The 20,316-nt window shown below is 63.7% G+C and carries 19 protein-coding genes and 1 tRNA gene; 11 read left to right on the top strand and 9 right to left on the bottom strand.

Translation table 11 applies throughout. From position 1 onward, the window contains the following. The first annotated feature begins 34 nt into the window (after positions 1 to 34). Positions 35 to 162 (top strand) — tRNA-Asn (locus tag B7L68_RS08660). A gap of 168 nt (positions 163 to 330) precedes the next feature. Further along, positions 331 to 951, top strand: a complete 621-nt coding sequence (locus tag B7L68_RS05250) for a cysteine hydrolase family protein (RefSeq protein WP_081246630.1) — start codon at positions 331 to 333, stop codon at positions 949 to 951. A 28-nt stretch (positions 952 to 979) separates the two neighbouring features. Here the strand turns inward: B7L68_RS05250 and B7L68_RS05245 are convergent, their stop codons facing one another. Then, positions 980 to 1,420, bottom strand: coding sequence for a metal-dependent hydrolase (locus B7L68_RS05245; protein ID WP_081246629.1), 441 nt, complete (start codon positions 1,418 to 1,420; stop codon positions 980 to 982). A gap of 147 nt (positions 1,421 to 1,567) precedes the next feature. On the opposite strand from B7L68_RS05245, the gene B7L68_RS05240 reads away from it, so the two are divergent. After that, the gene (locus B7L68_RS05240; protein WP_238136340.1) at positions 1,568 to 2,524 is read left to right on the top strand and encodes an MBL fold metallo-hydrolase; all 957 of its coding nucleotides are present in this window, start codon (positions 1,568 to 1,570) and stop codon (positions 2,522 to 2,524) included. A gap of 32 nt (positions 2,525 to 2,556) precedes the next feature. Here B7L68_RS05240 and B7L68_RS05235 read toward each other — a convergent pair whose 3' ends face one another. Further along, positions 2,557 to 4,383, bottom strand: a complete 1,827-nt coding sequence (locus B7L68_RS05235) for an aldehyde ferredoxin oxidoreductase family protein (protein WP_081246628.1) — start codon at positions 4,381 to 4,383, stop codon at positions 2,557 to 2,559. A gap of 61 nt (positions 4,384 to 4,444) precedes the next feature. Between B7L68_RS05235 and B7L68_RS05230 the strand changes: the two genes are divergently transcribed. After that, entirely contained in the window at positions 4,445 to 5,899 is a 1,455-nt protein-coding gene (locus B7L68_RS05230) for a glycosyltransferase (RefSeq protein ID WP_081246627.1), read from the top strand. Positions 5,900 to 6,206: 307 nt separating this feature from the next. Here the strand turns inward: B7L68_RS05230 and B7L68_RS05225 are convergent, their stop codons facing one another. Both B7L68_RS05225 and B7L68_RS05220 read right to left on the bottom strand, forming a co-directional pair. Further along, entirely contained in the window at positions 6,207 to 7,151 is a 945-nt protein-coding gene (locus B7L68_RS05225; RefSeq protein ID WP_081246626.1) for a hypothetical protein, read from the bottom strand. Positions 7,152 to 7,250: 99 nt separating this feature from the next. Beyond that, positions 7,251 to 7,943 carry a hypothetical protein gene (locus B7L68_RS05220; RefSeq protein ID WP_081246625.1) on the bottom strand — a complete coding sequence of 231 codons (693 nt, stop codon included), beginning with the start codon at positions 7,941 to 7,943 and terminating at the stop codon, positions 7,251 to 7,253. Between the two features lie 331 nt (positions 7,944 to 8,274). On the opposite strand from B7L68_RS05220, the gene B7L68_RS05210 reads away from it, so the two are divergent. Beyond that, positions 8,275 to 8,847 (top strand): hypothetical protein, encoded by a 573-nt coding sequence (locus tag B7L68_RS05210; protein ID WP_081246623.1) that lies wholly within the window; start codon positions 8,275 to 8,277, stop codon positions 8,845 to 8,847. Position 8,848: 1 nt separating this feature from the next. Further along, positions 8,849 to 9,115 carry a winged helix-turn-helix domain-containing protein gene (locus B7L68_RS05205; RefSeq protein WP_238136339.1) on the top strand — a complete coding sequence of 89 codons (267 nt, stop codon included), beginning with the start codon at positions 8,849 to 8,851 and terminating at the stop codon, positions 9,113 to 9,115. A gap of 567 nt (positions 9,116 to 9,682) precedes the next feature. On the opposite strand, the gene B7L68_RS05200 is transcribed toward B7L68_RS05205, so the two are convergent. Continuing rightward, positions 9,683 to 11,470: an aldehyde ferredoxin oxidoreductase family protein gene (locus tag B7L68_RS05200; RefSeq protein ID WP_081246621.1), complete on the bottom strand. Its 1,788-nt coding sequence runs from the start codon at positions 11,468 to 11,470 to the stop codon at positions 9,683 to 9,685. Positions 11,471 to 11,664: 194 nt separating this feature from the next. On the opposite strand from B7L68_RS05200, the gene B7L68_RS05195 reads away from it, so the two are divergent. After that, the gene (locus B7L68_RS05195; protein WP_081246620.1) at positions 11,665 to 13,041 is read left to right on the top strand and encodes a glycoside hydrolase family 57 protein; all 1,377 of its coding nucleotides are present in this window, start codon (positions 11,665 to 11,667) and stop codon (positions 13,039 to 13,041) included. Between the two features lie 35 nt (positions 13,042 to 13,076). Next, on the top strand, positions 13,077 to 13,571 hold the full coding sequence (locus tag B7L68_RS05190; protein WP_238136338.1) for a hypothetical protein: 495 nt from the start codon (positions 13,077 to 13,079) through the stop codon (positions 13,569 to 13,571). Here B7L68_RS05190 and B7L68_RS05185 read toward each other — a convergent pair. Both B7L68_RS05185 and B7L68_RS05180 read right to left on the bottom strand, forming a co-directional pair. Continuing rightward, complete coding sequence (locus B7L68_RS05185; protein ID WP_081246619.1) at positions 13,568 to 13,984, bottom strand: hemerythrin domain-containing protein; 417 nt, start codon at positions 13,982 to 13,984, stop codon at positions 13,568 to 13,570. The genes B7L68_RS05190 and B7L68_RS05185 overlap by 4 nt on opposite strands. A 1-nt stretch (position 13,985) precedes the next feature. Further along, on the bottom strand, positions 13,986 to 14,399 hold the full coding sequence (locus B7L68_RS05180; protein WP_081246618.1) for a bis(5'-nucleosyl)-tetraphosphatase: 414 nt from the start codon (positions 14,397 to 14,399) through the stop codon (positions 13,986 to 13,988). Between the two features lie 36 nt (positions 14,400 to 14,435). On the opposite strand from B7L68_RS05180, the gene B7L68_RS05175 reads away from it, so the two are divergent. The 3 genes from B7L68_RS05175 to B7L68_RS08960 are packed head-to-tail and all read left to right on the top strand — an operon-like array spanning position 14,436 to position 18,166. Further along, positions 14,436 to 15,563 carry a SufD family Fe-S cluster assembly protein gene (locus tag B7L68_RS05175; RefSeq protein ID WP_081246617.1) on the top strand — a complete coding sequence of 376 codons (1,128 nt, stop codon included), beginning with the start codon at positions 14,436 to 14,438 and terminating at the stop codon, positions 15,561 to 15,563. Between the two features lie 54 nt (positions 15,564 to 15,617). Then, a complete protein-coding gene (locus tag B7L68_RS08965; RefSeq protein WP_238136337.1) occupies positions 15,618 to 16,673 on the top strand; it encodes a hypothetical protein in 1,056 nt (351 codons plus the stop codon). Further along, entirely contained in the window at positions 16,670 to 18,166 is a 1,497-nt protein-coding gene (locus B7L68_RS08960; protein WP_238136336.1) for a hypothetical protein, read from the top strand. The genes B7L68_RS08965 and B7L68_RS08960 overlap by 4 nt, the downstream gene beginning before the upstream one ends. On the opposite strand, the gene B7L68_RS05165 is transcribed toward B7L68_RS08960, so the two are convergent. Next, positions 18,163 to 19,569, bottom strand: coding sequence for an elongator complex protein 3 (locus tag B7L68_RS05165; RefSeq protein ID WP_081246632.1), 1,407 nt, complete (start codon positions 19,567 to 19,569; stop codon positions 18,163 to 18,165). The two genes, B7L68_RS08960 and B7L68_RS05165, sit on opposite strands and share 4 nt — an antisense overlap. 16 nt (positions 19,570 to 19,585) lie before the next feature. Continuing rightward, positions 19,586 to 20,164 (bottom strand): class I SAM-dependent methyltransferase, encoded by a 579-nt coding sequence (locus B7L68_RS05160; RefSeq protein WP_193432474.1) that lies wholly within the window; start codon positions 20,162 to 20,164, stop codon positions 19,586 to 19,588. Positions 20,165 to 20,316 lie beyond the last annotated feature (152 nt).

The raw sequence follows: 20,316 nt of genomic DNA, 5'->3' as shown, positions 1-20,316 counted from the left end.
AAAATACATAAAGTCCTCCATAATGTGCCTCGTCGCCGCCGTAGCTAAGCCCGGTATAGCGGCGGTCCCCACGGGGGCTGATGCTGTTAAGGCGAGCGCCGCAGACACCCGTAGGTCCCGGGAGGGGGATCCCCGGGAATTCAAATCCCGGCGGCGGCGCCATCCCTCTTGACACAAGCCTAGGGTCTTTCGGAGCCCTCTGCAGGGCCGTCTCCATCCCGCTGGGCCGGGCAAAAGTCTCGTGCGGGTTGCGCCGTCCCTCGGCGCCCCGGGCGGCCGGGGGCGCATACATTGCGCGATCTCCTTATCTTATACGTCAGGTTTTTCCGCATGCTGCCGGCAACCGTCGGCGTGCCCAGGATACCCATCGTCGACAAGGTCTCGCTGCCGGCCGACGGGAGCGCGGTCCTCGTCGTGGATATGCAGAACGACTTCGCGCATCCAAACGGGAGGCTCTACGGGCCTTCCGCCAGGGAGATAATACCCAAGATAGCCGCGCTCCTCGAGAGGGCCAGGTCGGCGGGGGCGCGCGTCGTGTATACCCAAGATACCCACTATCCCGACGATCCGGTGGAGTTCCCCATATGGGGTCCCCACGTGGTGAAGGGGACGTGGGGCTGGCAGATCGTCGACGAGCTCAAGCCGAGGGAGGGCGACGTCGTCGTGGAGAAGATGAGGTACGACCCGTTCTTCGGCACGCCGCTCGACCACCTGCTCCGCATGTACGGGGTGCGCCGTCTGGTCGTCGTGGGCACCGTGGCGAATATCTGCGTCCTACACGCCGTGGCCGGCGCCAGGCTGAGGCTGTACGACGCGGTCGTCCCCATAGACGCGATCGCCGCCCTCAACGAGTTCGACTACGTAGCCGCCTTGAGGCAGATGGACTTTCTCTACAAGGCCACGCTGACCACCGTGGACGGGATATCCTTCGAGCGGGCCGGGCCCGGCTGAGGGCCCGTTGCGCGTAGCCGTCGGCCGCCTAGAGGAGGCCCGCCGCCAGGACCAGCAGCGAGATCGCCGCGGCGAGCCCGTTGGCCGCCGGGTCGTTGTACCTGAGGTGCGCCAGCGCGAACCTCCTGTAGCGCCAGCCCCGCCTCACGTATATCCCGTGCTCCGTGAAGGCGTCCAGGAGGAGGTGGGAGAGGGACACGGCGGCTCCGGCCAGGGCGCAGTAGGCGGCGTGGAGCCCCAGCGCCAGCCCCGCCGCAGCCCCCGCGGCGGCCCCCAGAGCCGCGGCGTGCATGGGCTCGTGCGTCCGCGGGACCCGCCTCCCCGACTCGTGGCCCAGGTAGTCCATCGCCGGGTTTATCAGGGCCGAGAGAACCGCCGCGGCGGCCAGGGAGGCCGCCGGCGGGGCCCCGAGCCGCATGGCCAGGAACCCCACGGCGACGCCGAAGATCACGTGGGTCTTCAGCAGCATGGAGGGGCACGGACCTGCAGAAAAAAGCTACGCGTCGGCGGGGGGAGGCGCTCAGTCTGTGGCATAAACGGCCATCTGAGGCCCAAAGGGACAGGTCATCATCGGAGGGCTCCGCGTTCTTCTTTAAAAAACGGTTTCGGCATAGACGTGCGGGTGTTCTTCGACGGCGGCGTCGTGGTGGAGGGGAGGGGCTTCAAGGTCTTGGTGGATCCCTTCAGGCCCTTCCGCGAGGCGGAGTACGACGCGGTGCTGTTGACGCACGGACACAGCGACCACGTCACGCGGCACGTCAGGAGGGCCTTCGCCGTGCTGACCAGAGAGACCCTGCAGGTCCTGCTCGTGAGGTACGGGGTAAGGCCCAGGAGGTACGCCCTGGTAAGGCCCGGCGACAGGCTGGACCTCGGCAAGTTCTACCTCCACGTGCTGAACGCAGGGCACGTGCCTGGGAGCGTCATGTACGTCCTGGAGTCGCGGGAGGGCACGGTGGGGCTGACCGGCGATTTCAACCCGGCCGGCAGCAACGTGGTCGGGGGGGCCGACGCCGTCGAGGCCGACGTGCTGGTCATGGAGGCCACCTACGGCTCCCGCCAGTACGTCTTCCCGCCCCGCGAGAGGCTCTACGGGGAGATCGCGGCCCTTGCGGATAGGGGCGACGCCCCGGTGGCCATAAGAGCAGGCCCTCTGGGGAAGGGGCAGGAGATGGCGAGGCTTCTGCCGAGCCGCAGGCTGTACCTAGAGCCGAGGATAGCCGCCTTGAACAGGGCCCTGGGCTTCCCCGGCGGCAGGGAGCTGGCGCGGGGCGTCAGGCCGGGCCCCGGGGAGGCGGTGGTCCTGGGCCTCACCTCCCGGCCTCCCCCCGGCTCGCTCGTCGTGGAGCTGAGCGGCCACTACGCCGTGGCCAAGCCCGAGAGGGGCGTGGGCATACCGCTGAGCAACCACGCCGACTTCCCGGCCCTCCTGGAGACCGCCCTGAGGAGCCGGGCCAAGAGGATCTATACCGTATATGGACACGTGGACGAGCTGGCCAGATGGCTCAACAGACTGGGGCTGAGGGCCTCCAGAATACCGCCCAGGGGACAGACGGAGCTGACGCAGTGGCTCTAGCCGCGCGGCCGGCCGCGTGCGGGAGGCCGCCGTCAGTCCTTCAGCTCCACGTACCTCTCGAGGACGGGCGCCACGTAGTCCAGGCCGAGGCGGCGCAGGGTGCTCCTCCTGGGGACTCCGTTTTCGTCCCAGCCCCTTATGTCGTAGTAGTGGCTCAACATCTCGTCGTACTTGCCGTAGTCCAGGCGCGCGCCCTTGAGGGGGCCCTTGGTGAGCGGCCTCTTGAACCACTTGGGGGGCGGCACGTCGAGCTCCCTGCTCCAGCGGCCGTATTCCCTCACCCAGAAGGCCCTTATGAGGGCGTATATACGGTCGCCGACCTCGTTGAAGTAGTCCGGCGTCGCGTCGACGCCGGTGGCGGCCTTGAAGAGCCTGGGGTACCAGTCCAGCGGCAGGGAGATCTCGACCCAAGGCAGGCGGCACCCCACGAACGCCTCGAACCAGCCTCCCCTTATCCTCTGTAGCTCGACCACCTTGGCGGCCTTCTCCCTTGTGTAGCCGAGGCGGTCCGTCTTGACCTCCCACGAGATGACCCAGGCGTCCTTGTGGTGGGGGCCTATGGGCGACGTGGCGTAGGCGAGCGCCATGGCGGGCGCCGCGTGGCAGTCGTAGGCCGAGACCTCCAGCCCCTTGACCTGCACCGCCAGCTCCTCCGCCTTGAGCCTCCGCGAGGCCCTCATGGTGCCCTCGGCCAGCAGGTCGCCGAAGCCCCTCCTGTAGGCTATATCCAGCGCCAGGTCCCTCGCGGCCCTGTAGTCCCCCCACTCGACCTTCAGCCCGTGCTCCTTCGTCAGGCCCCTCTCGCTTGCCTCCATGGCGAAGCCCAAGGTGTTGCCGAGGGATATGGTGTCCATCCCCATGAGGTCGGCTATGCGGTTGAGCTCCGCCACCTTGGAGAGGTCGCCTATGCCTAGGTTCGAGCCCAGCAGGGCTATGTTCTCGTAGTCGACCTCGGCGACTCCGCCCTCGGCGGGAACCCAGTGGCCGCAGGGCATGAAGCACAGCGGGCAGGACTTGAGGTCCACCTCCATCTTCTCGACCATGGCCCCGCCTATCTTCTCGAACTCGTCGAACTGCCCCTCCGAGAAGTTGTAGGTAGGCAACACGCTGGCCTCCTGGGCCCACTCCACGGTGGACGTGGTGCCCTGCTTCATCCAGAAGCTGTAGCCCGGCATCTCCCTGCCCTGCTCCACGGCCTCGAGGCCCAACTTGTTTATGGACCTGTCGGCGACCGGTATCTCGCCCTTCCCCTTCACCACGACCGCCTTGAGGTTCTTGGACCCCATGACGGCGCCCATGCCCGGCCTCCCCCCGGCCCTACCCCTCTGGGCCACCACCACCGCGTATTTCACCAGATTCTCGCCGGCGGGACCTATGGAGATGACGCCGGCGTCCCTCCCATGCATCTTCTGCAGCTTGTCCTCCGTGGCCCAGGTGTTCAGGCCCCAAAGGTCGGACGCGTCCAGGAACTGGACCCCCTTCTCGTCTATATAGATGTATGTAGGTCTCTCAGCCCTGCCCTCGACCACCACGGCGTCGTAGCCCGCCCGCCGCATGTAGACGCCGGCCCACGCGCCTATGTTGCCGTCGCCGTAGCCCCCCGTTATGGGCGACTTGGCCGCCACCACCAGCTTCCCCATGTTGACGTTGGTCAAACCGGTCAGCGGCCCCGCCGCAAATATGAGCTTGTTGTGCGGCGACAGCGGATCCACGCCGGGCGGGAGCTCGTCCCACAGGATCTTCGCCGCGAGGCCTCTCCCGCCTATGAAGTCCCTCGCCACGAAGCCGTCGAGCTCCTGGACCACGTACTTCCTCCTGGTGAGGTCGACCCTCAGGACCCGACCCTGCCAGCCTGCCATGGGTCTACGCAATTACACTTTTTAAAGCATGAAGTTTATAAGAGGTCGGATCCCTCGGCATGTGATCGTGTCCGTGACGCCCGAGCTGGCGCTGGAGGGGAGCAGGAACTACGCCGGGGGGCTCGGAGTCCTTGAGGGCGATAAGTTCTACGCCGCCGCGAGGCTCGGCGTGCCGTACACGGCCATAACTCTGCTCTACGACAAGGGCTACGTCCGCTACAAGGAGGAGAATGGACAACTCGTCCCCGAGGAGGAGCCCCAGACCGACTTCCTGAAGTCCCTCAAGCCGGCCGGCACGTGCTGGATCGAGGTGGAGGGGGAGGACGTGGAGGTGGGGCTGTATCTATACCAGCTCAACACGGCGACCGCCGTCTTCGTCAAGCCCCTTAGGCCCGACTGGGCCGCGAAGGCGGCCGAGAGACTGTACGTGGAGTCCACGGACCTCGACCGGTTCAGGAAGTACGTCATCCTGGCCAAGGCGGCCGTGCGCTACGTCGAGAGGCACATAGGCTGGGACAAGGTCAAGTACTTCGACCTCCAGGAGGCGTACACCGCCTTGGCGCCCCTCGTGAGGCCCGGCGCCAACTACAGGCTGGTCATACACACGCCTGCGCCCTGGGGACATCCGGCCTTCCCCGGCAGGATGTTCAAACGGGAGTTCGGCTACGAGTTCGCCATGAACCCCGTGGTGCTGACAGAGATAGGGCTGGCCGCCGGCAGGGAGGGCATAGTGGTGTCAAAGAAGATGCTGGACTTCGCGCTGTCCACCTTCCCGCACCACGCCGCGAAGCTCAGGGCGGTGACGAACGCCGTTGAGGTGCCGCGCTGGAGGCACCCGGCCCTGTCGGACGTGAAGAGCCCCGACGAGCTCAAGGCGGCCAGGGCCAGGGCCAAGGCGGAGGCCCTCAAGGCGCTCGGCATAAGGACCGACAAGCCCGTGGTCGTATGGGCCAGGAGGCTCACCCGCTACAAGCGCCCCCACTTCATAGCGCAGCTGATAGAGGACCTCGACACGGACCTGTTCTTCCTGCTGGGCGGGAGGGCCCACCCCAACGACGACTACGGCGTGAGGATGATGGCCGAGTTCAGACGGCTCGCATCCTCCAGGCCCAACGTCGCCTACATACCCGACCTCTACGTGGAGAAGGCCAGGTACATCGTCTGGGCCTCCGACATATTCACCTTCACGCCGTTCTCCGGCTGGGAGGCGTCGGGCACCTCCTTCATGAAGGCCGGCATAAACGGGATACCGCCCGTCGCCTCGAGGGACGGCGCCGTCGAGGAGGTGGTCAAGGACGGCCACAACGGCTGGCTCTTCGGCGAGGACAGGAGGAAGTTGCTCCCGCTGGACTCGCCCGAGCTGGAGAGGGAATACGACGAATTCAAGCGCAAGGTCGAGGAGGCGCTCGACGCCCTGAGCAACGGGAGCTACTGGCAGGTTGCGTACAACGCCTACAGGACCTTCGGCGAGTACTACTCCATGGACCGCTTGTTCAGAGACTACGGCTACATCTAGCCGCTCCCAGCCCCGGAGGGCGCCCCCGGCGCTCCGCAGCGGCTTAAGGCCACGGCCGGAGGAACCTCCGGCAGGCCGCCTCGCGCGGATCCGGCCCAGATCGCCTTCGACGTCCCCCCTAGGTTGGACGTGGGTCTGATCGCGATCGGGCCCCGCCTCCGTCCAGACCTAGGCCGAGGGGCGCCCAGCCGGCGAAATCCAGACGGCCAAGAGCAGAAAGGAAAAATCCGGCGGCGAAGAGGGGGCTAAATACTAGCCGTAGTACAAGGTCAGCGCGCCGCTGCACGTAACCGTATTGGAGCCGCCGTTAGCCGCCAGTCGGTGGGAACTGGAATGTAAACGACGCACCCGTGCATACACATGCAACTTCGAGCGAGCTCGCCCCAGGGAATGACGTTGGGGCATAAACATTGCCCGCGGCATCCATGCCAACCCATGGCCACATAGATAATACCCAGGTGACTGGGCAATTATCAGCAGCATAACCAGCATGGACATACACCTGTGCTGCGTATGATCCAACGCCGTTGGTTGCGCCCGGCGCGTCTGATGTACATAGCGCATACGCAAAACCTGGGTATGCGCTACCATCAACTAGTATACTATTAACTTCTTGGTAAGGCACTATGAAGAACCAACCAGCTGCAGTGGTATTTTCGATTAACTGGCCTGCTGATGAGTACCATAAGGCCGAATACGATTGAAAAATTGGGTCGATATTCGCGTCGGTGCCTGGTAATGACACTTCGAACTTCTCAGCCTTAAAGGTGCCGACTGGCAACAACGTGGCGTTCCCGACCTTAGTTTTAGGATATATTATCTTTATCGTTACTGAGGCTATCGGCCTTGAGGCTACCGTGTACAGCTTATAGTCCTGTGCGCTGTTAAATTCGTATACGTAGATCCTATTGCCGTGGATAACGATTGAGGCATATCTGTACTTAAAGCCGCTAGGTAGCTCAAACGTGACTAGGGTATTGTTGAACAGTTTAACGTCAACCACTGGATATGGTGGCTGTTTTAGCGCGACGAAGCCCCTCAGAGCGCTATGATACGTGTTGTTTATCATCTTATACATGAGCGAAGGCGATGTAGAGCCATCGCTGAAATTGGCAATAACGCCAAGACTTTGCATCGTCGCGAGCGGCTCATAGGCTTTCGCGGACAACCATAGATTCAACGCCACGGCGAGCATTACGCCCAACAAGGCGGTCGCCACGGCCGCGATCCCCAGGACCCGGGATCTGGACATGCCCCGCCGTGTGCATGGGTTTATAAACCTCATGTACTAAAAGTACATAGCGGGACCCTATAGAGCTACTCGATACCGACAAAATATAGAGAAAAATTTTTAGTTTGTTATATTGTAGTATAACGTCAGCGTGCCGCTGTACGTAATCGTATTGGGTCCACCGTTACCCACTAATGCATATATTGTTTCTGACGGATTTACGGGGAAATCCGCCGAGACGCTCGTGCCGTATGTGCAGGTCGCCGGACCGCTTCCCGTAGATGCATATATATAGCCCGCACATACGTATGAGGCAGGGCTCCAAGAGAGTTGAATCTGCAGATCCATGGCGCCCGAGTAAGGCCCGTATGCATCGCCCGAACTAGGCGGCAACGTGCCGGAAATAGGCACCGTTACGCGAATGATTGCAGGCTTGATCTCATACCGCTCGACGCCGTTTGACGGAGCCGCCTCAGGTACGGCCCTCACCGCGCTCGAGTTCACAAAGCGTATCCGTATCACTATCACCTTGCCGGTTCTGGGGTCTATGATCTTGAGCAGGTTGCCCTCAAGCTTGGCCTCGTATACCAATACCGCGCTCGAATTCACAAAGCGTATCACCATACCTTGTGCCACCACCTTGCCGGTTCTGGGGTCTATGATCTTGAGCAGGTTGCCCTCAAGCTTGGCCTCGTAGTACCCGTTTAGCGGGGTTGCGTGGTGCTGTAGATTCGCGAGCTGGATTGCAGCCGCCGCCACGGCCAGAACTAACGCCGCCACGGCCGCGATCCCCAGGACCCGGGATCTGGACATGCCCCGCCGTGTGCATGGGTTTATAAACCTCATGTACTAAAAGTACATAGCGGGACCCTATAGAGCTACTCGATACCGACAAAATATAGAGAAAAATTTTTAGTTTGCACGTTGCTGGGATTATGGACAGATTGGCTTTATCGGCATCGACTCTGGCATCGGCTCTAGACGCTGGTCGGGACCCTTCGGGGCGGTCGGCTCCCACGATCGCCGGCGTGGGCCTCCGGGCAAGCCTCCCGCAGATCGGCATGTACTCCCGGCGGAGCCCCGCGGCCGCGTCCCGCAGTCCCTCCGCGGCCGCGGCGGGCCACAGCGGCAGGTCCGCGTAGCTATGGTTGAGACGTTGATACGCTCGAGGAGCCGTTGCCTCCTCTACGCGGCATCTACGGCGGTCTCCCTAGTCTGGGTCTGGGCTCTGGCGGCGGTCGCCTGGAGCGGGGTCTGGGGGCTTCCGCTGGTCCTCCTGTCGGCGGCCGGGCTGGCGGCGTGGGCCGCGCCGGCTCTCCTCGTACGCAGCGGCGGGGGAGATCAGCTGGAGGTGCTGGCCGCGGGCCGCCTCTTCGCGGCTAGGCCGTGGCTCTGCCTATCCGCCCCGCTTCTGCACGCCGTCGCGGCCGCCGCCCTGGCCGTGGATCTCGCCTACGCCGTATATGACTACAGGACCTATGCCTTTATAGCCCAAGTCCATGCCCCTGGGGGGCTTCCCCCGGTGGCCTTAGTGGATCTGGGCGGCGGTCACTACATCTTCGTCTTCTGGACCACGCCGCGCGTCTACCTCGCCGTGGCGGCTCTCCTCACGGCGGCGGCCGCCTCCGCCCCTCTGCTGGGCCGCTACCTCTGGTACTACAGGGCCCTCTGGCGCGCCGCCGAGATCTATGAAAAGGCGAGGGAACTCCTTACCTGACGTGTACGTAGTGGCGAGGATACTGGAGGCGCTTCTGGAGGGGGAGCGCGCCGCCTGGCGGCTGGCCGCCAGGGCCAGGGTAAACCCGAGGCGCTTGTCCCAGTACCTCGCGGTGATGGAGGAGAGGGGGCTCGTGGCTAGAGACGGCGAATACTACGTGGCCACGGAGAAGGGCGCCGACCTGTACCACCAGATACGGGAAATAATAGAGCAGCTGACCGACGCCGACTTGCAGGACGCGGTCAGAAGAAGAGGGAAAAAGAAGTAGCCACACCGGGCTGAGGGCGCCGCATCGTCCACCGGCTGGCGAGGGGGCCGAATGACGCCGAGGAGAAGGGATTGCGCCATCCGCCGTCTCTGCGATCCACGCGGAGGGCCGATCATGCCATCGTCTGCGGCTCGATTGATAGCTGGTGAATGCGGATCGCCGTAGCCCCGCGACGTGGGGCTTGTAGGCCTCTACATACGGGGCATGTCAAACCCAGCCTGAGATGTCGGTCTCGGCCGTATCGTATCTGTCTCTATGGACGGGCGTAGGTCGATATATGGCTACATTGAGGATGGGCAAGGCAGGTTAATGCAGGCGATATGCCATGATGAAGAGGGCCGAACCCGTATGAGGTAGGTGGAAAGGAGGGCGGAGCCGTGGCGTTCTGGGGGTAGGCCCAGACTTGGGGTTCTGCCGGCTGGGGGCCCTCTGCCTAAAATCCTCGGCGTCTTCGGGGCGGCGGACGTGCGGGTGGCCGCTGGCTCGTCCAGCGCGGCTTAGCGCGGAACCCGGCTGTGGGCGTCTGGACTTCGGCGGCGCCGTGCGGCTTGCCTGGCCTGTGCTCGGCTAGGCGCGCTGTAGCTCCGGGAGTAGCCTTCCTACGGTTTCCTCCTTGGGTATCCCGTTTTCGTCCCAGCCTCTTAACGTGTAGTAGTGTCTAAGCGCCTCCTTCAACTCTTTTTCGTCTACCTTCTTGGTCTTTCCCTCGAAGGTCAGCGGCTTCTTGAGCGGGGCCGGGAGGTCGTCCTGCCGTGAGTCGACGCCCATCTTTACGTTGATTACTCTGTTCAGTAGCACTATCCTCTCCGCGGCCTCCTTGACGTCAACACCTTTCCACTCTTCGCCGGTGACCCACGTCAGAAGCTGCGCAACAATGTCGTAAAACCTGCCGCCTGGATATGCGTCGTAGGAGTCTCTGCCGAATTTACAGAGCACCAGGGAGTCCATCACGGCGGCTACGTTCTCCATGTGGACTACGGCCTCGACCTTCTCGGGGCCTAGGTAGTCGGCTCCGCCGAATTTGCCCGGTATATCCAGCGCGTACGCCATGGTGGCCAGGTGGTCGGCTCCCCTATAGCCTATGGCGTAGTTGAGAGCCATGCCTTTCAGCGCCCGGGGGTCGTAACCGGCGGGCTCCAGGCCCTTGACGTGGACAGCCATGTCCTCTGCCCCCAGCCGCTCGGCGGCCTTCTTGACCCCCTCGGCGAGCAGATCGCCGACACCGCGCCTGTAGGCGATGTCCTCGGCCAGCCTCGCCAGCGCCTCCCCGTCCCCCCAGTCCAGATCTAGAGGCAACTTGCCGCTCTTAGACGCCGCGACGGCGAAGGCGAGGACGTTGCCGAGACTTATGGTGTCGAGACCGAGCCTGTCGGCTATGTCGTTTATCCTTATGACCCAGTCCACGTCCCTAACCGCGGCGAGGCCGCCCACGGCGAAGACCGTCTCGTACTCGAGATCTACGGCGACGCCGAGCTTGGCGCTCCTCACCGGCCGGTGGCAGGCGGCGGGGCAGTAGAGACAGGCCTCCGGCCTTAGGAAGTACTCCGGCTTTATCTTTCTGCTCCAGGAGAGGGCCTCCCAGCCGTCCAGCGACAGGCGGGTCCAGTAGTAGGCGGGGAAGAACCCCATGGGGTTCCCGACGTCGACAAGCCTGAGCGTGCCGCCTTCCCTCAAGGCCGTGGTTTTCTCCATGAACGTCGGGAGGAACTCCCTGATCCATCTGTCCAGGGCGTCTGGCTTCGCCACATCCACCTCCCTTCTGCTCGCGACGAAGACCGCCGCCTTCAGCCTCTTAGACCCCATGACCGCCCCGCCGCCCGTCCTCCCGAACTGCCTCCAGTACTCGTGGTTGATGGAGGCGAATCTAACCAAGTTCTCCCCCGCCGGGCCGATCGCCAGCACGGCGGCGTTGCGCCCGTGCTCCTTCTTCAGCTCCACCTCAGTCTCTATAGCGTCTTTGCCCCAGAGATCTGCGGCGTCTCTAAACTCCACGCGCCCGTCCTGTATCAACAGGTAGGTGGGCCTCTCGGATCTGCCCGTGACGACCACGGCGTCTGCGCCCGCCCACCTCATGACCGCGCCGAGCGTCCCGCCGATGTTGCTGCCGCCGAAGATGCCGGTAAGGGGCGACCGGAAGACCGCGTAGGCCCGCGTGGCCATGGGGATCCTCGTCCCGCCGAGGGGCCCAGAGGCTATTATCAGGGGGTTTCCAGGCGAGAGCGGCTCGACCAAGTAGCCGCCGAGGCTGTAGAGCAACCAGGACCCCAAACCCCTCCCACCTAGAAACCTCCTGGCCGACTCCTCGCCGACGCGCCAGACGCGCCTGGAGAGATCGACTTCGATGACCTTGAACATGCATCGTGGAGAACCACACCCAAAATATTTTTATTTCAATAAAATTTAGAATATCGAATACAGCTCTATAATTACTTATTATTAAAATTTTGTACTCATCATTAATTAAATTATTTTAATCATAATGTTTTTACACAAACCTCCCTCGGTCGGCCTCTCGGGTAACGTTAATAACTAGGCTGAGAGCTCTTGGCGTGGATGTGGTTCTGTTCTTCGAGGTGCATCAGCCCTACAGGCTTAGGCCGGATCTCCACAGGGTTTTCCCCCGTCTGCCTTCCTTCGAGGAGATGTTCTACGGCGAGCTGGATTCCGCGATCTTCTCGCGGGTGGCCGAGCGCGTCTACCGCAAGTCCACCAAGATCTTGCTGGAGGCGGCCAGGGAGGTGGGGCTCAAGGCCACCTTCAGCGTCAGCGGGCTGGCGCTGGAGCAGCTCAGGAGGCACGCCCCCGATGTGCTGGACCTGTTCCGGGAGCTGGCCTCGCGGGGCTTCGAGTTCGCGGCGCAGACGTACTTCCACAGCCTCGCCTGGTTCGTGGATGGGGAGGAGTTCAGGGAGCAGGTGGAGATGCAGGCGGGTGCCGTGGAGGAGCTCGTGGGCTATAGGCCGCGCGCCGCCGAGAACACCGAGTTCATCTACAACAACGACGTGGCTTGCTTCCTGCGCTCCATGGGCTTCTCGACCGTCGTCACCGAGGGCGTCGACTGGGTCCTTGGGTGGAGGTCGCCCAACTACGTCTACAAGGCCTGGGGCTGCGACGCGAGAGTCCTCGTGCGGAACTACCGCCTGAGCGACGACATAGGCTTCAGGTTCGGGGCCCGGTGGTGGGATCAATGGCCGCTGACCGCCGACAAGTACGCGTCTTGGCTGGAGTCGACGCCCGGCGACGTCGTCTTGATAGCGGTGGACTACGAGACGTTCGGCGAGCACCACTGGCCCGAGTCGGGCATCCACGAGTTCCTCCGGTGGCTTCCGCGCGAGGTGGCCAGAAGGCCGAGGCTGAGGTTCGCCACGGCGTCCGAGGCCGCGGAGGGGCACCAGCCGCGGGACGTATACGACGTGCCTCCGTGGGCCACCGTCAGCTGGGCCGACGAGCGCGACCTCTCGGCGTGGCTGGGCAACGAGCTCCAGAGGGACGCCTTCGCTCTGCTCAAATGGCTGTACCCCTACGCCAGGGCCGTCGGCGGCGACGCCTTGAGGCTCTGGAGGCTTCTCTCCACCAGCGACCACCTTTACTACCAGGCCATCAAGCTGGGGCCGGCCGGCGAGGTGCATTCCTACTTCAGCCCCTACGGATCTGCCTACAAGGCGCACGATATCTACATGAACGCCCTCGCCGCCTTGACGGCGCTCATAAGGGAGGTCTGGAGCAGAGAATACGCCGAGAGGCTCGAGCTGGACGACGAGAGGTGCTTCTACGCCGAGGGCGTGAGGCTCTGCTCGCTCAGGGAGCTCAGATCCGCCGACGGCGGCTTCAAGAGGAGGCACAGGGACGACCTCCGCAGGTGGCTCGTCGACGTCTTCCTGCTGGACGAGCGGGACGCGGACGCTGCGCTGTCCCGACAGCCTTAAGTAATATATAAATTGAGGGCGTTGGTAGGCCTTCAGTGAAGCCCGCCATATTCTTAGCCTATCTGGACGACGCCGCGAGGACCATGGTCTTGACTAAGCTCAAGGCCATGGGCCTCAAGCCGGAGAGGCTCATGTCCGACGAGGCGGCCTTCTTCTCGGCGCTTCGAAAGGCCCTCGGCCAGCACAACTTCGAGATGCTCATGAGGGCGGTCGGGGAGCTCGACGGCGTGGTCAGAAGGGCGGGCGAGGCCCTCGACGACCCCGCCAGATTCGTCGCCGTGGCGGCCGAGGTGCCCGACGACGTGCTGGCGAGGCTGGGCGGCGGAGGCCTCCTCCAGGCCAACAGAGGGCTGGGGTGCCCCGAGCCGCTGGCCAAGGCCGAGGCCCTGGCCAAGGCCCTCCTGCGCTACGTGCCAGAGGAGGGCGCCAGGCTCGCCCAGCTGGAGGGCAGGCTGTGGGAGGCCATGACGAAGGAGTGCACGGTCCTCTCGGCCCTGGCGAGCCAGGTATACAGCGTGGAGGAGTCCTAAAGCCGCCGGGGGTCGAGCCCGACCATCTTCGCGTAGTTCTCGAAGCCGTACCTCTCCACCACGTCGAGAGGCGCCGGGCGTCCGCCGACCTTGGGGAACACCTCCAGCTCCTCGTGGTCGTTGTGGTACGTCACGACGGCGACGTACCTCTCGAAACGCCGCCTATCTCTCTCCCTTACTATATAATCCCCAAGCGACTGTATCAATCTGTGGTCCGCCGCGAAGGGATGTATCTCCCTCTCCGGAAATAGGGGAAATACGTAGAGGTCCTCCGCTCTAGCGTGGACCTCCACTATGAAGCGGTGGAGGGCTGAGAACTCCTCCCAGAAGGAGTCGTCGGGGAGCTTCTGCAGCAGCGAAAACCTCACCTTAAAGACGGCGTGCTCTATCTTGAGGAGCGTCACGAGGTCCACGCTACCTCGGAGCCCCCCTTAAAAATCTGTGGGCCTTCGCCAGCACCCCCCTGGAGTTCTCGAAGGTGATCCTCGCCAGAGCCTGCCCGAAGGGCAGCCAGACGTAGCCCTCGTGCTCCCAAGACAGCTTGACGTCCTTGCTCCGAGCCCGCGCCAGGAAGTAGATGACCCTCTTCTTGATCCGCCGCCTCTCTCTGTAGTAGAAGTACTCGATCTCTTCCTTAAACCCGGGCACCAGCTCCACGTCGAGGCCCGTCTCCTCCTTTATCTCCCGCAGGGCTGTCCGCTCCGGCGTCTCGCCGGCCTCGATATTCCCCTTGGGGAAATCCCAATGGCCGCCGGGGTAGAGCAACAGGAGGTACTCCACCTCGCCCCCGCCGTCGTAGAACACCACGGCGCCCGCGGATATCTCCATGCCTTCTTCGTTTTATAAATAGAAATCGTTCACTCCGTGAACCTTGCGGAGTTGAGACAGCTCGCCCGGCAGCTCGAGGCTAAGCTCCCCTACCAAGAGATGGCGGATTCGCCGGGCGTTAAGCACTACGTGGATTGGGCGAAGTACGAGGGCTACGCCGCGGAGCCGCCGGCTATGTCCGGCAAGGCGGCGCCCTGCGAGGTCCTGATCATCAACGGGCGCTACGCCGACGCGGGGGCCTGCAGAGGCGTCGAGGTACGGACCGCCGACGAGGTCCCCCTGAAGCTCATACAGCTGGACAACAGGATGAACGCGGCGGTCGCCTCCAGAGTGCTCGAGGCGGTCCACATACGGCTCTCCGGGGCCCCCGAGGCGCCGATCGCCGTCCGCATCTCGGCGCGGGGCGACCGGGCTTTCTCCGCCGCCTACGTGGTGCTGGATTTCGCGGACGGCTTCGCCGGCGACGTCGCGGTGATAGCCGAGAGCGAGGGCGACGTCCTCAACTCGGCCTTGATAGAGGGGGTAGTGGGCGGCGGGTCCTCACTAAACATGGCGCTTGTCTCCATCTCGGGCGGGGGGCCGCACTACGTGCTGTCGCGCATGCTCGTCGAGGACGGCGCGTCCGTGGCCGCGCGGCCGCTGGCGGCTCTAGGCCCCATGAACAGCTTGATCGAGGAGTATATAGTCGAGGGCGCGAGGGCCTCGGTCGACGTGGTGGGCCTCGAGGTGGGGAGGGGCAAGTCGCGGGTGCACCACTACGTCTCTGCTGTGAACGACGGCGAGTATGGGAGAGGCAGGGTGAGGCTCGTCGCCATAGCCAAGGACGAGTCCTGGGTGGTCCAGAGGGCCCTGGGGAGGATAACCAAGAGGGGGAGGTGGAGCGAGAGCGTGGCCGAGGGGGTCACCTACATAGCGTCCAGATCGGCCGTGGCCATAACACAGCCGATTCTGTATATAGATACGGGCGACGTCGAGGGCGCCAGGCACTCGGCCGCCGACGCCTCTCTGGACGAGGAAAAGGCGTTCTACCTAAGGGCGAGGGGCTTCTCCGAGGGCGACCTAGGCGCCCTGATGGAGCTTAGCCTGATGGATCAATACGCCTCGTCGCTGTCCGAAGGCCTTCTGCGCCTGCTCTCGCCGTACGTGGAGAGCCTGAGGACGTAGCGGAGCCCCGGCCCGTAGAACGTAAAATATATATTGGAGACCTCCAGCCGGGCCATGAGAGGAGCAGTATTGCTGATACTTCTGGCGGTCCTCGGGGCGGCCTTGGCCCACGCCTACATCCTAGGCACCGAGAGCCTCGACGTGGTGTACCAGGCGACGCAGGGCTCCGTGAACGTGGTCCCGGAGAACGGAGGCTCCCTATGGAGCAACCCGGCCCACTACCCCCTCATAGCCACCAACGCATACGGCGGCTGTCTCGCCGTGGCCGACAGGCCCTATATATACCAAGTCTATCTCAACACGTCCCTCCTCTATACTTTACTCCAGGCGATATCCAGCGCATTCCGCCCCTCGGCCGCGCCGACGGCTCCCAGCAACGCCTCATATATAACGGTGATACTGGCCAAATACTCCATAGTCTCTCTCTTCACGCCCTACGGATATATGGAGTGGTCCTACGGCCTCAGCAACATAAACATAACCGCCATAGCGACGAACTGCGTAAACGTGGCGGTCGGCACCGTCAGCGGGCGCGTCGTGGTGCTAGGCGAGAAGGGCGTGCTGGCGACGTACAACGTGGGGTCCCCGGTGACCTATATGGCCTACAGCAGAGACGGGGCAGTCCTCTACGTGGGCACCTTCAACGGAGGTCTCTACCAGATCTCGTCGGGCGGCTTGACCCAGCTGGCGAGCCTAAACGGCACTATTTTCTACATAGGCGTGAACCCCCGGGGCTTGCCGTACGCCGTCTCCTTCTACAAGGGCGCCCTGCCCCATATCTACATCTGGCCTCTCGGCGTCGACCTCACGCCGGGCGCCATAACCGAGTACGGCACCAACACGCCCGCCGTGGCCGCCGCGGCCAGCCAGGACGGCTCCACGTTGGCCGTGGGGGTGTACGACAACCTGTACGTATATAGAGACGGCTCCCTTTGGTACTCAGCCCTGTTGCCTTCGGCCCCGACCGCGATAGCCGTGTCGGGAAACGGCTCCATAGTTGTCGTGGGGACGCTCGGCGGCCAGGTGCTCGTCTTCTGGAACGGCCACAGAGCCGCGGAGTGGAACGCGGGGGCTCCCGTCACCAGCGTGGCGTCTCCTGGGACGGCTTGACCGTGGCGGTCGAGACCTGGACCGCGGTCAAGTTCCAGCGTCTGGCCATAGGCACCGTCAAGATAGTGGACCCGGTCGCCACCATAGAGATCTCGGGCCCGGAGCCCTGCGTCAACGAGACGATAGACGTGGTGTCGGGAGGCACCACCTTCACGTATAGGGTCTCCAACACGACGCAGGTGCTGCTGCCGGTGGGCTCGGTGTCCATAATCCCGCAGTATAGATACCTCACCGACTACTCCAGATGCGCGCCGCTCAACAACATCTCGTTGAGCATAACCGGCAATCTGCAGCAGCCCATAGTGGTCTACTACCAGCTCCAATACAGGGTGTCGGTGAACCCGCCGGGCCTGGTCAGCGGGCCTACGTGGGCGTCGGGGACGACGATATACGCCGCGCAGCCGGACGTCAAGGTCTTGATGTTCGGGGGGCCCGCCGGCGCGGGCAACACGGCCGACATGGCGCTGGACCACTGGCTGATCAACGGCACTCCGGTCAACATACCGGCGCCCTCCATAGCGGTCAAGATAGACGGCCCCACCTCCGTCGTGGCCGTATATAGGATAAACGCGCCCTCGGTGGTCCAGATAAACTCGACGGCTAGATGGGCCCTCGTATATATAACCGCCTACGACCAGTTCGGCAACCCCGTGGCCTCAGGCCGCTCGCCGTACGTGACCACCTACCCCGTCACGACCACCGCGTACTACGTCCTCCAGTACCTGGTGTCCACCAGATGGCCGGCGACGGTCAACGGATCCCGATCCATCTGGGCGGACCAAGGCTCCTACGCGGCCTTCGCGGCGCCCGGCATCTATTATTTCGACAACGCCACGCGGCTCTACTTCAGAGGCTGGAGCAACGGCGAGAGCGGCAACTTCACGGCGCAGGTCGCCGGCCCCATGTCGGTGGACCCCATCTACTCCGTCCAGTACCTCGTCTCGGTGAAGGCCCCCGGCACGGTGGACGGCAAGCCCTCGGCCTGGCTCGACAGAGGCTCCACGGCGACGCTGAACATCCCCTCGGTCTTGAACTCCTCGGGCTCCGTGAGGACCGCGTTCGCCTACTGGGTCGTGAACGGCAGGGCGGGCCCGTCGACGCCCACGGCCCAGATAGCCGTCAGCGGGCCCATGAACGTCACGTACGCCACCAAGACCCAATATCTGGTGACGTTCCAGAGCAAGTACGGAACCCCGGCCCTGACGCAGACCTGGGCCGACGCTGGCTCGGCCGTGACGGTAGACGTCACGCCTCCGCAGGTCTGGTCGCCTCCGCCGCTCCTCTACGAGTTCAAGGGATGGCAGGCGCCGGGCGGCCAGACCTTCAATTCGCCCGCGGTGGTGATAACAGGTCCCGGCGCGTACACAGCGGTGTGGAGCCTCAACCCCATACCCATAATAGCCATAGCGGCCGCCGCCGGAGGCGGGGCGGGGGCCTTCATATTGATAAGACGCCGCAGGGCGGCGGCCGCCGAGGTCGAGGCCGGGGCCTAGAGGTTTTTGCACATATAGGGACCGCACCGCCGATACCCCAGCCCCGCGAAGTAGGGCCTCACGCCTACGCCCGAGATAACCGCCACGCGCCTGGCCGACGCCTCCAGCGCCGCCTCCTCGGCAAGCCCCATAAGGGCTCTGCCTATCCCCTTGTGTTGAGGCCAGGGCCCTCCGTCGGCGCCGACGGGCACCTCCGGGCCGTATACGTGGAGCTCTCTGACCAGGGCGGTCCTGCGGTCTATCTCGGGCCTCCAGGGGTTCGCCGGGATCCGTAGCCTCAACATCCCGTAGAGCGTGTCGTCGCGGCCCACCGCCTCGAGGAAGTACTCGACGCCGCCGCTGGCCTCGTAGACGTGGCGCCTATGCTCAATACGTCCGTCGACAGGCCTTCCGTGGATCGCCTTGATCCCCACCTCCCTGCACCTGATCTCCTCGCACTTGAGTCCGCGCCTCGCCATCTCCTCCTCCACGACCTCCCGCATATTGCCCCAACGCGGGCCGTCGACCACGTGGTGGAGAGGTATATCTCTGCCCAGCCTCATGACCCTCGCCCAGCGGGGCACCGACCCGTATATCTCGGCCAACAGCCAGCGCCAGGTCCTCTCGTCGTAGGTCCTGTAGCGGCCCGACCTCCACCAGTCGTAGAGCTCGGTCCCCGGCACCACGAGGGTGGGGTATATCTTAACGCAGTCAGGCCTGAAGGCCGGGTCCCCGAACACGGCCCTGAACATCTCCAGGTCCCTATCGGGATCGCTGCCGGGCAGGCCGGGCATTAGGTGGTAGCAGACCTTATACGCCGCGTCCTTCAGCCGCGCCGTGGCCTCCGCCACCTCCCTCACGCCATGCCCCCGCTTGACGAGGGCGAGCACGTCGTCGTATATGGACTGGACGCCCATCTCGACCCTGGTGACGCCCATGGCCAGCAGGTCGTCTATATGCCGCCGCTCCAGATAGTCCGGCCGGGTCTCGACGGTCAGCGCCACGAGCCTCAGGGAGGCCGCCTCGTTTCTGGCCTGCTCGGCCGCCACGTCGACGAAGGCCGAGGCGGAGGTCCAGTTGGGGTAGTCGTTCAACGCCTTGAGCAAATTCCCCACGAACCAAAATTGATAGCTGCGAGGCAACGCCGTGAAGGTGCCGCCCATGACTATCGCCTCTATCTTGCTGGGCCTATGGCCGCCCGCTAGGTAGTTGGATATCCTCGCCGCGACTTGCCTGTAGGGGTCGTAGCGGGCCCTCGCCGCCCTCATCGCGGCCGGGGAGTCCGGCATATAGGACTTGGGGACGCCTCTGGCGGTGGGGCAGAAGACGCACTGGCCTGGACACGGCGCCGGGCCGGTCATGAGGGCCACCACGTGGACGCCGCTGGCAGACCTAACGGGCTTCCGCACCGACGGGAGCTCCACGTAGATCACTTAAGCTTTAATTTTTCCGCCTCAAGACCACGGCGAAGGCGTTCAGGCGCCTCCCCCTCCTCATGTACCCGAGGGCAACCAGCCGGCCTCCCGCCGCCAAGGCCGCTGAGGCCAAGTCGCGGAGGCTGTAGACGTAGTAGACGCGGAGCGCCTCGCCGCGCCAGCGCCACGGCACCCGCCTGACGGCTCCGCCGCCTCCCGGCAGACCCCACACCGTGGCCACCACGGCAACTCCGACCCTCAGGGCCTCCGCGAACGCCGCGCCGAGGACGCCGGGCGGCAGATGGTGATATACTGCCACCGCGTGGACGACGTCAAAGGCGCCGTCTCTGAAGGGCAGAGCCGTCGCCTCGCAGAGCGCGGCCTCGGAGCCTCTCGGCACGAGCTCCGGCGCCAGGTCGCAGTGGACTACATATCTATAAGAGGCCTCTAGGTAGGACGGCTGGGCGCCGCGGCCGGAGCCCAGATCGAGCGCCTTGTCGCCGAAGTTTGCTATATCTGCTGTGGGGAGAGGCCGCCTTCTAGAGGCTTCGTACGCCTCGGCGATGGCCCTATAGGCCTCTCTGGCGGCGAGAGCCCAATCCACAGAAATACGAAAAAGTCTAAAAATATTTTGCTCTTAAGCTAATTCCACTTTATATTTATCTAATAGAACTTTATATCTGTAAAAAATTATACTATTTATAATGATATATAATAGTATACACTGCTATAAGAAAAAATATTTATACCACTTGG

Source organism: Thermoproteus sp. CP80 (genome assembly GCF_002077075.2).
Taxonomy (GTDB): Archaea; Thermoproteota; Thermoprotei; order Thermoproteales; family Thermoproteaceae; genus Thermoproteus.
The sequence above is the reverse complement of the archived record's forward strand: the minus strand, read 5'-3'. Positions and strand labels throughout refer to the sequence as shown.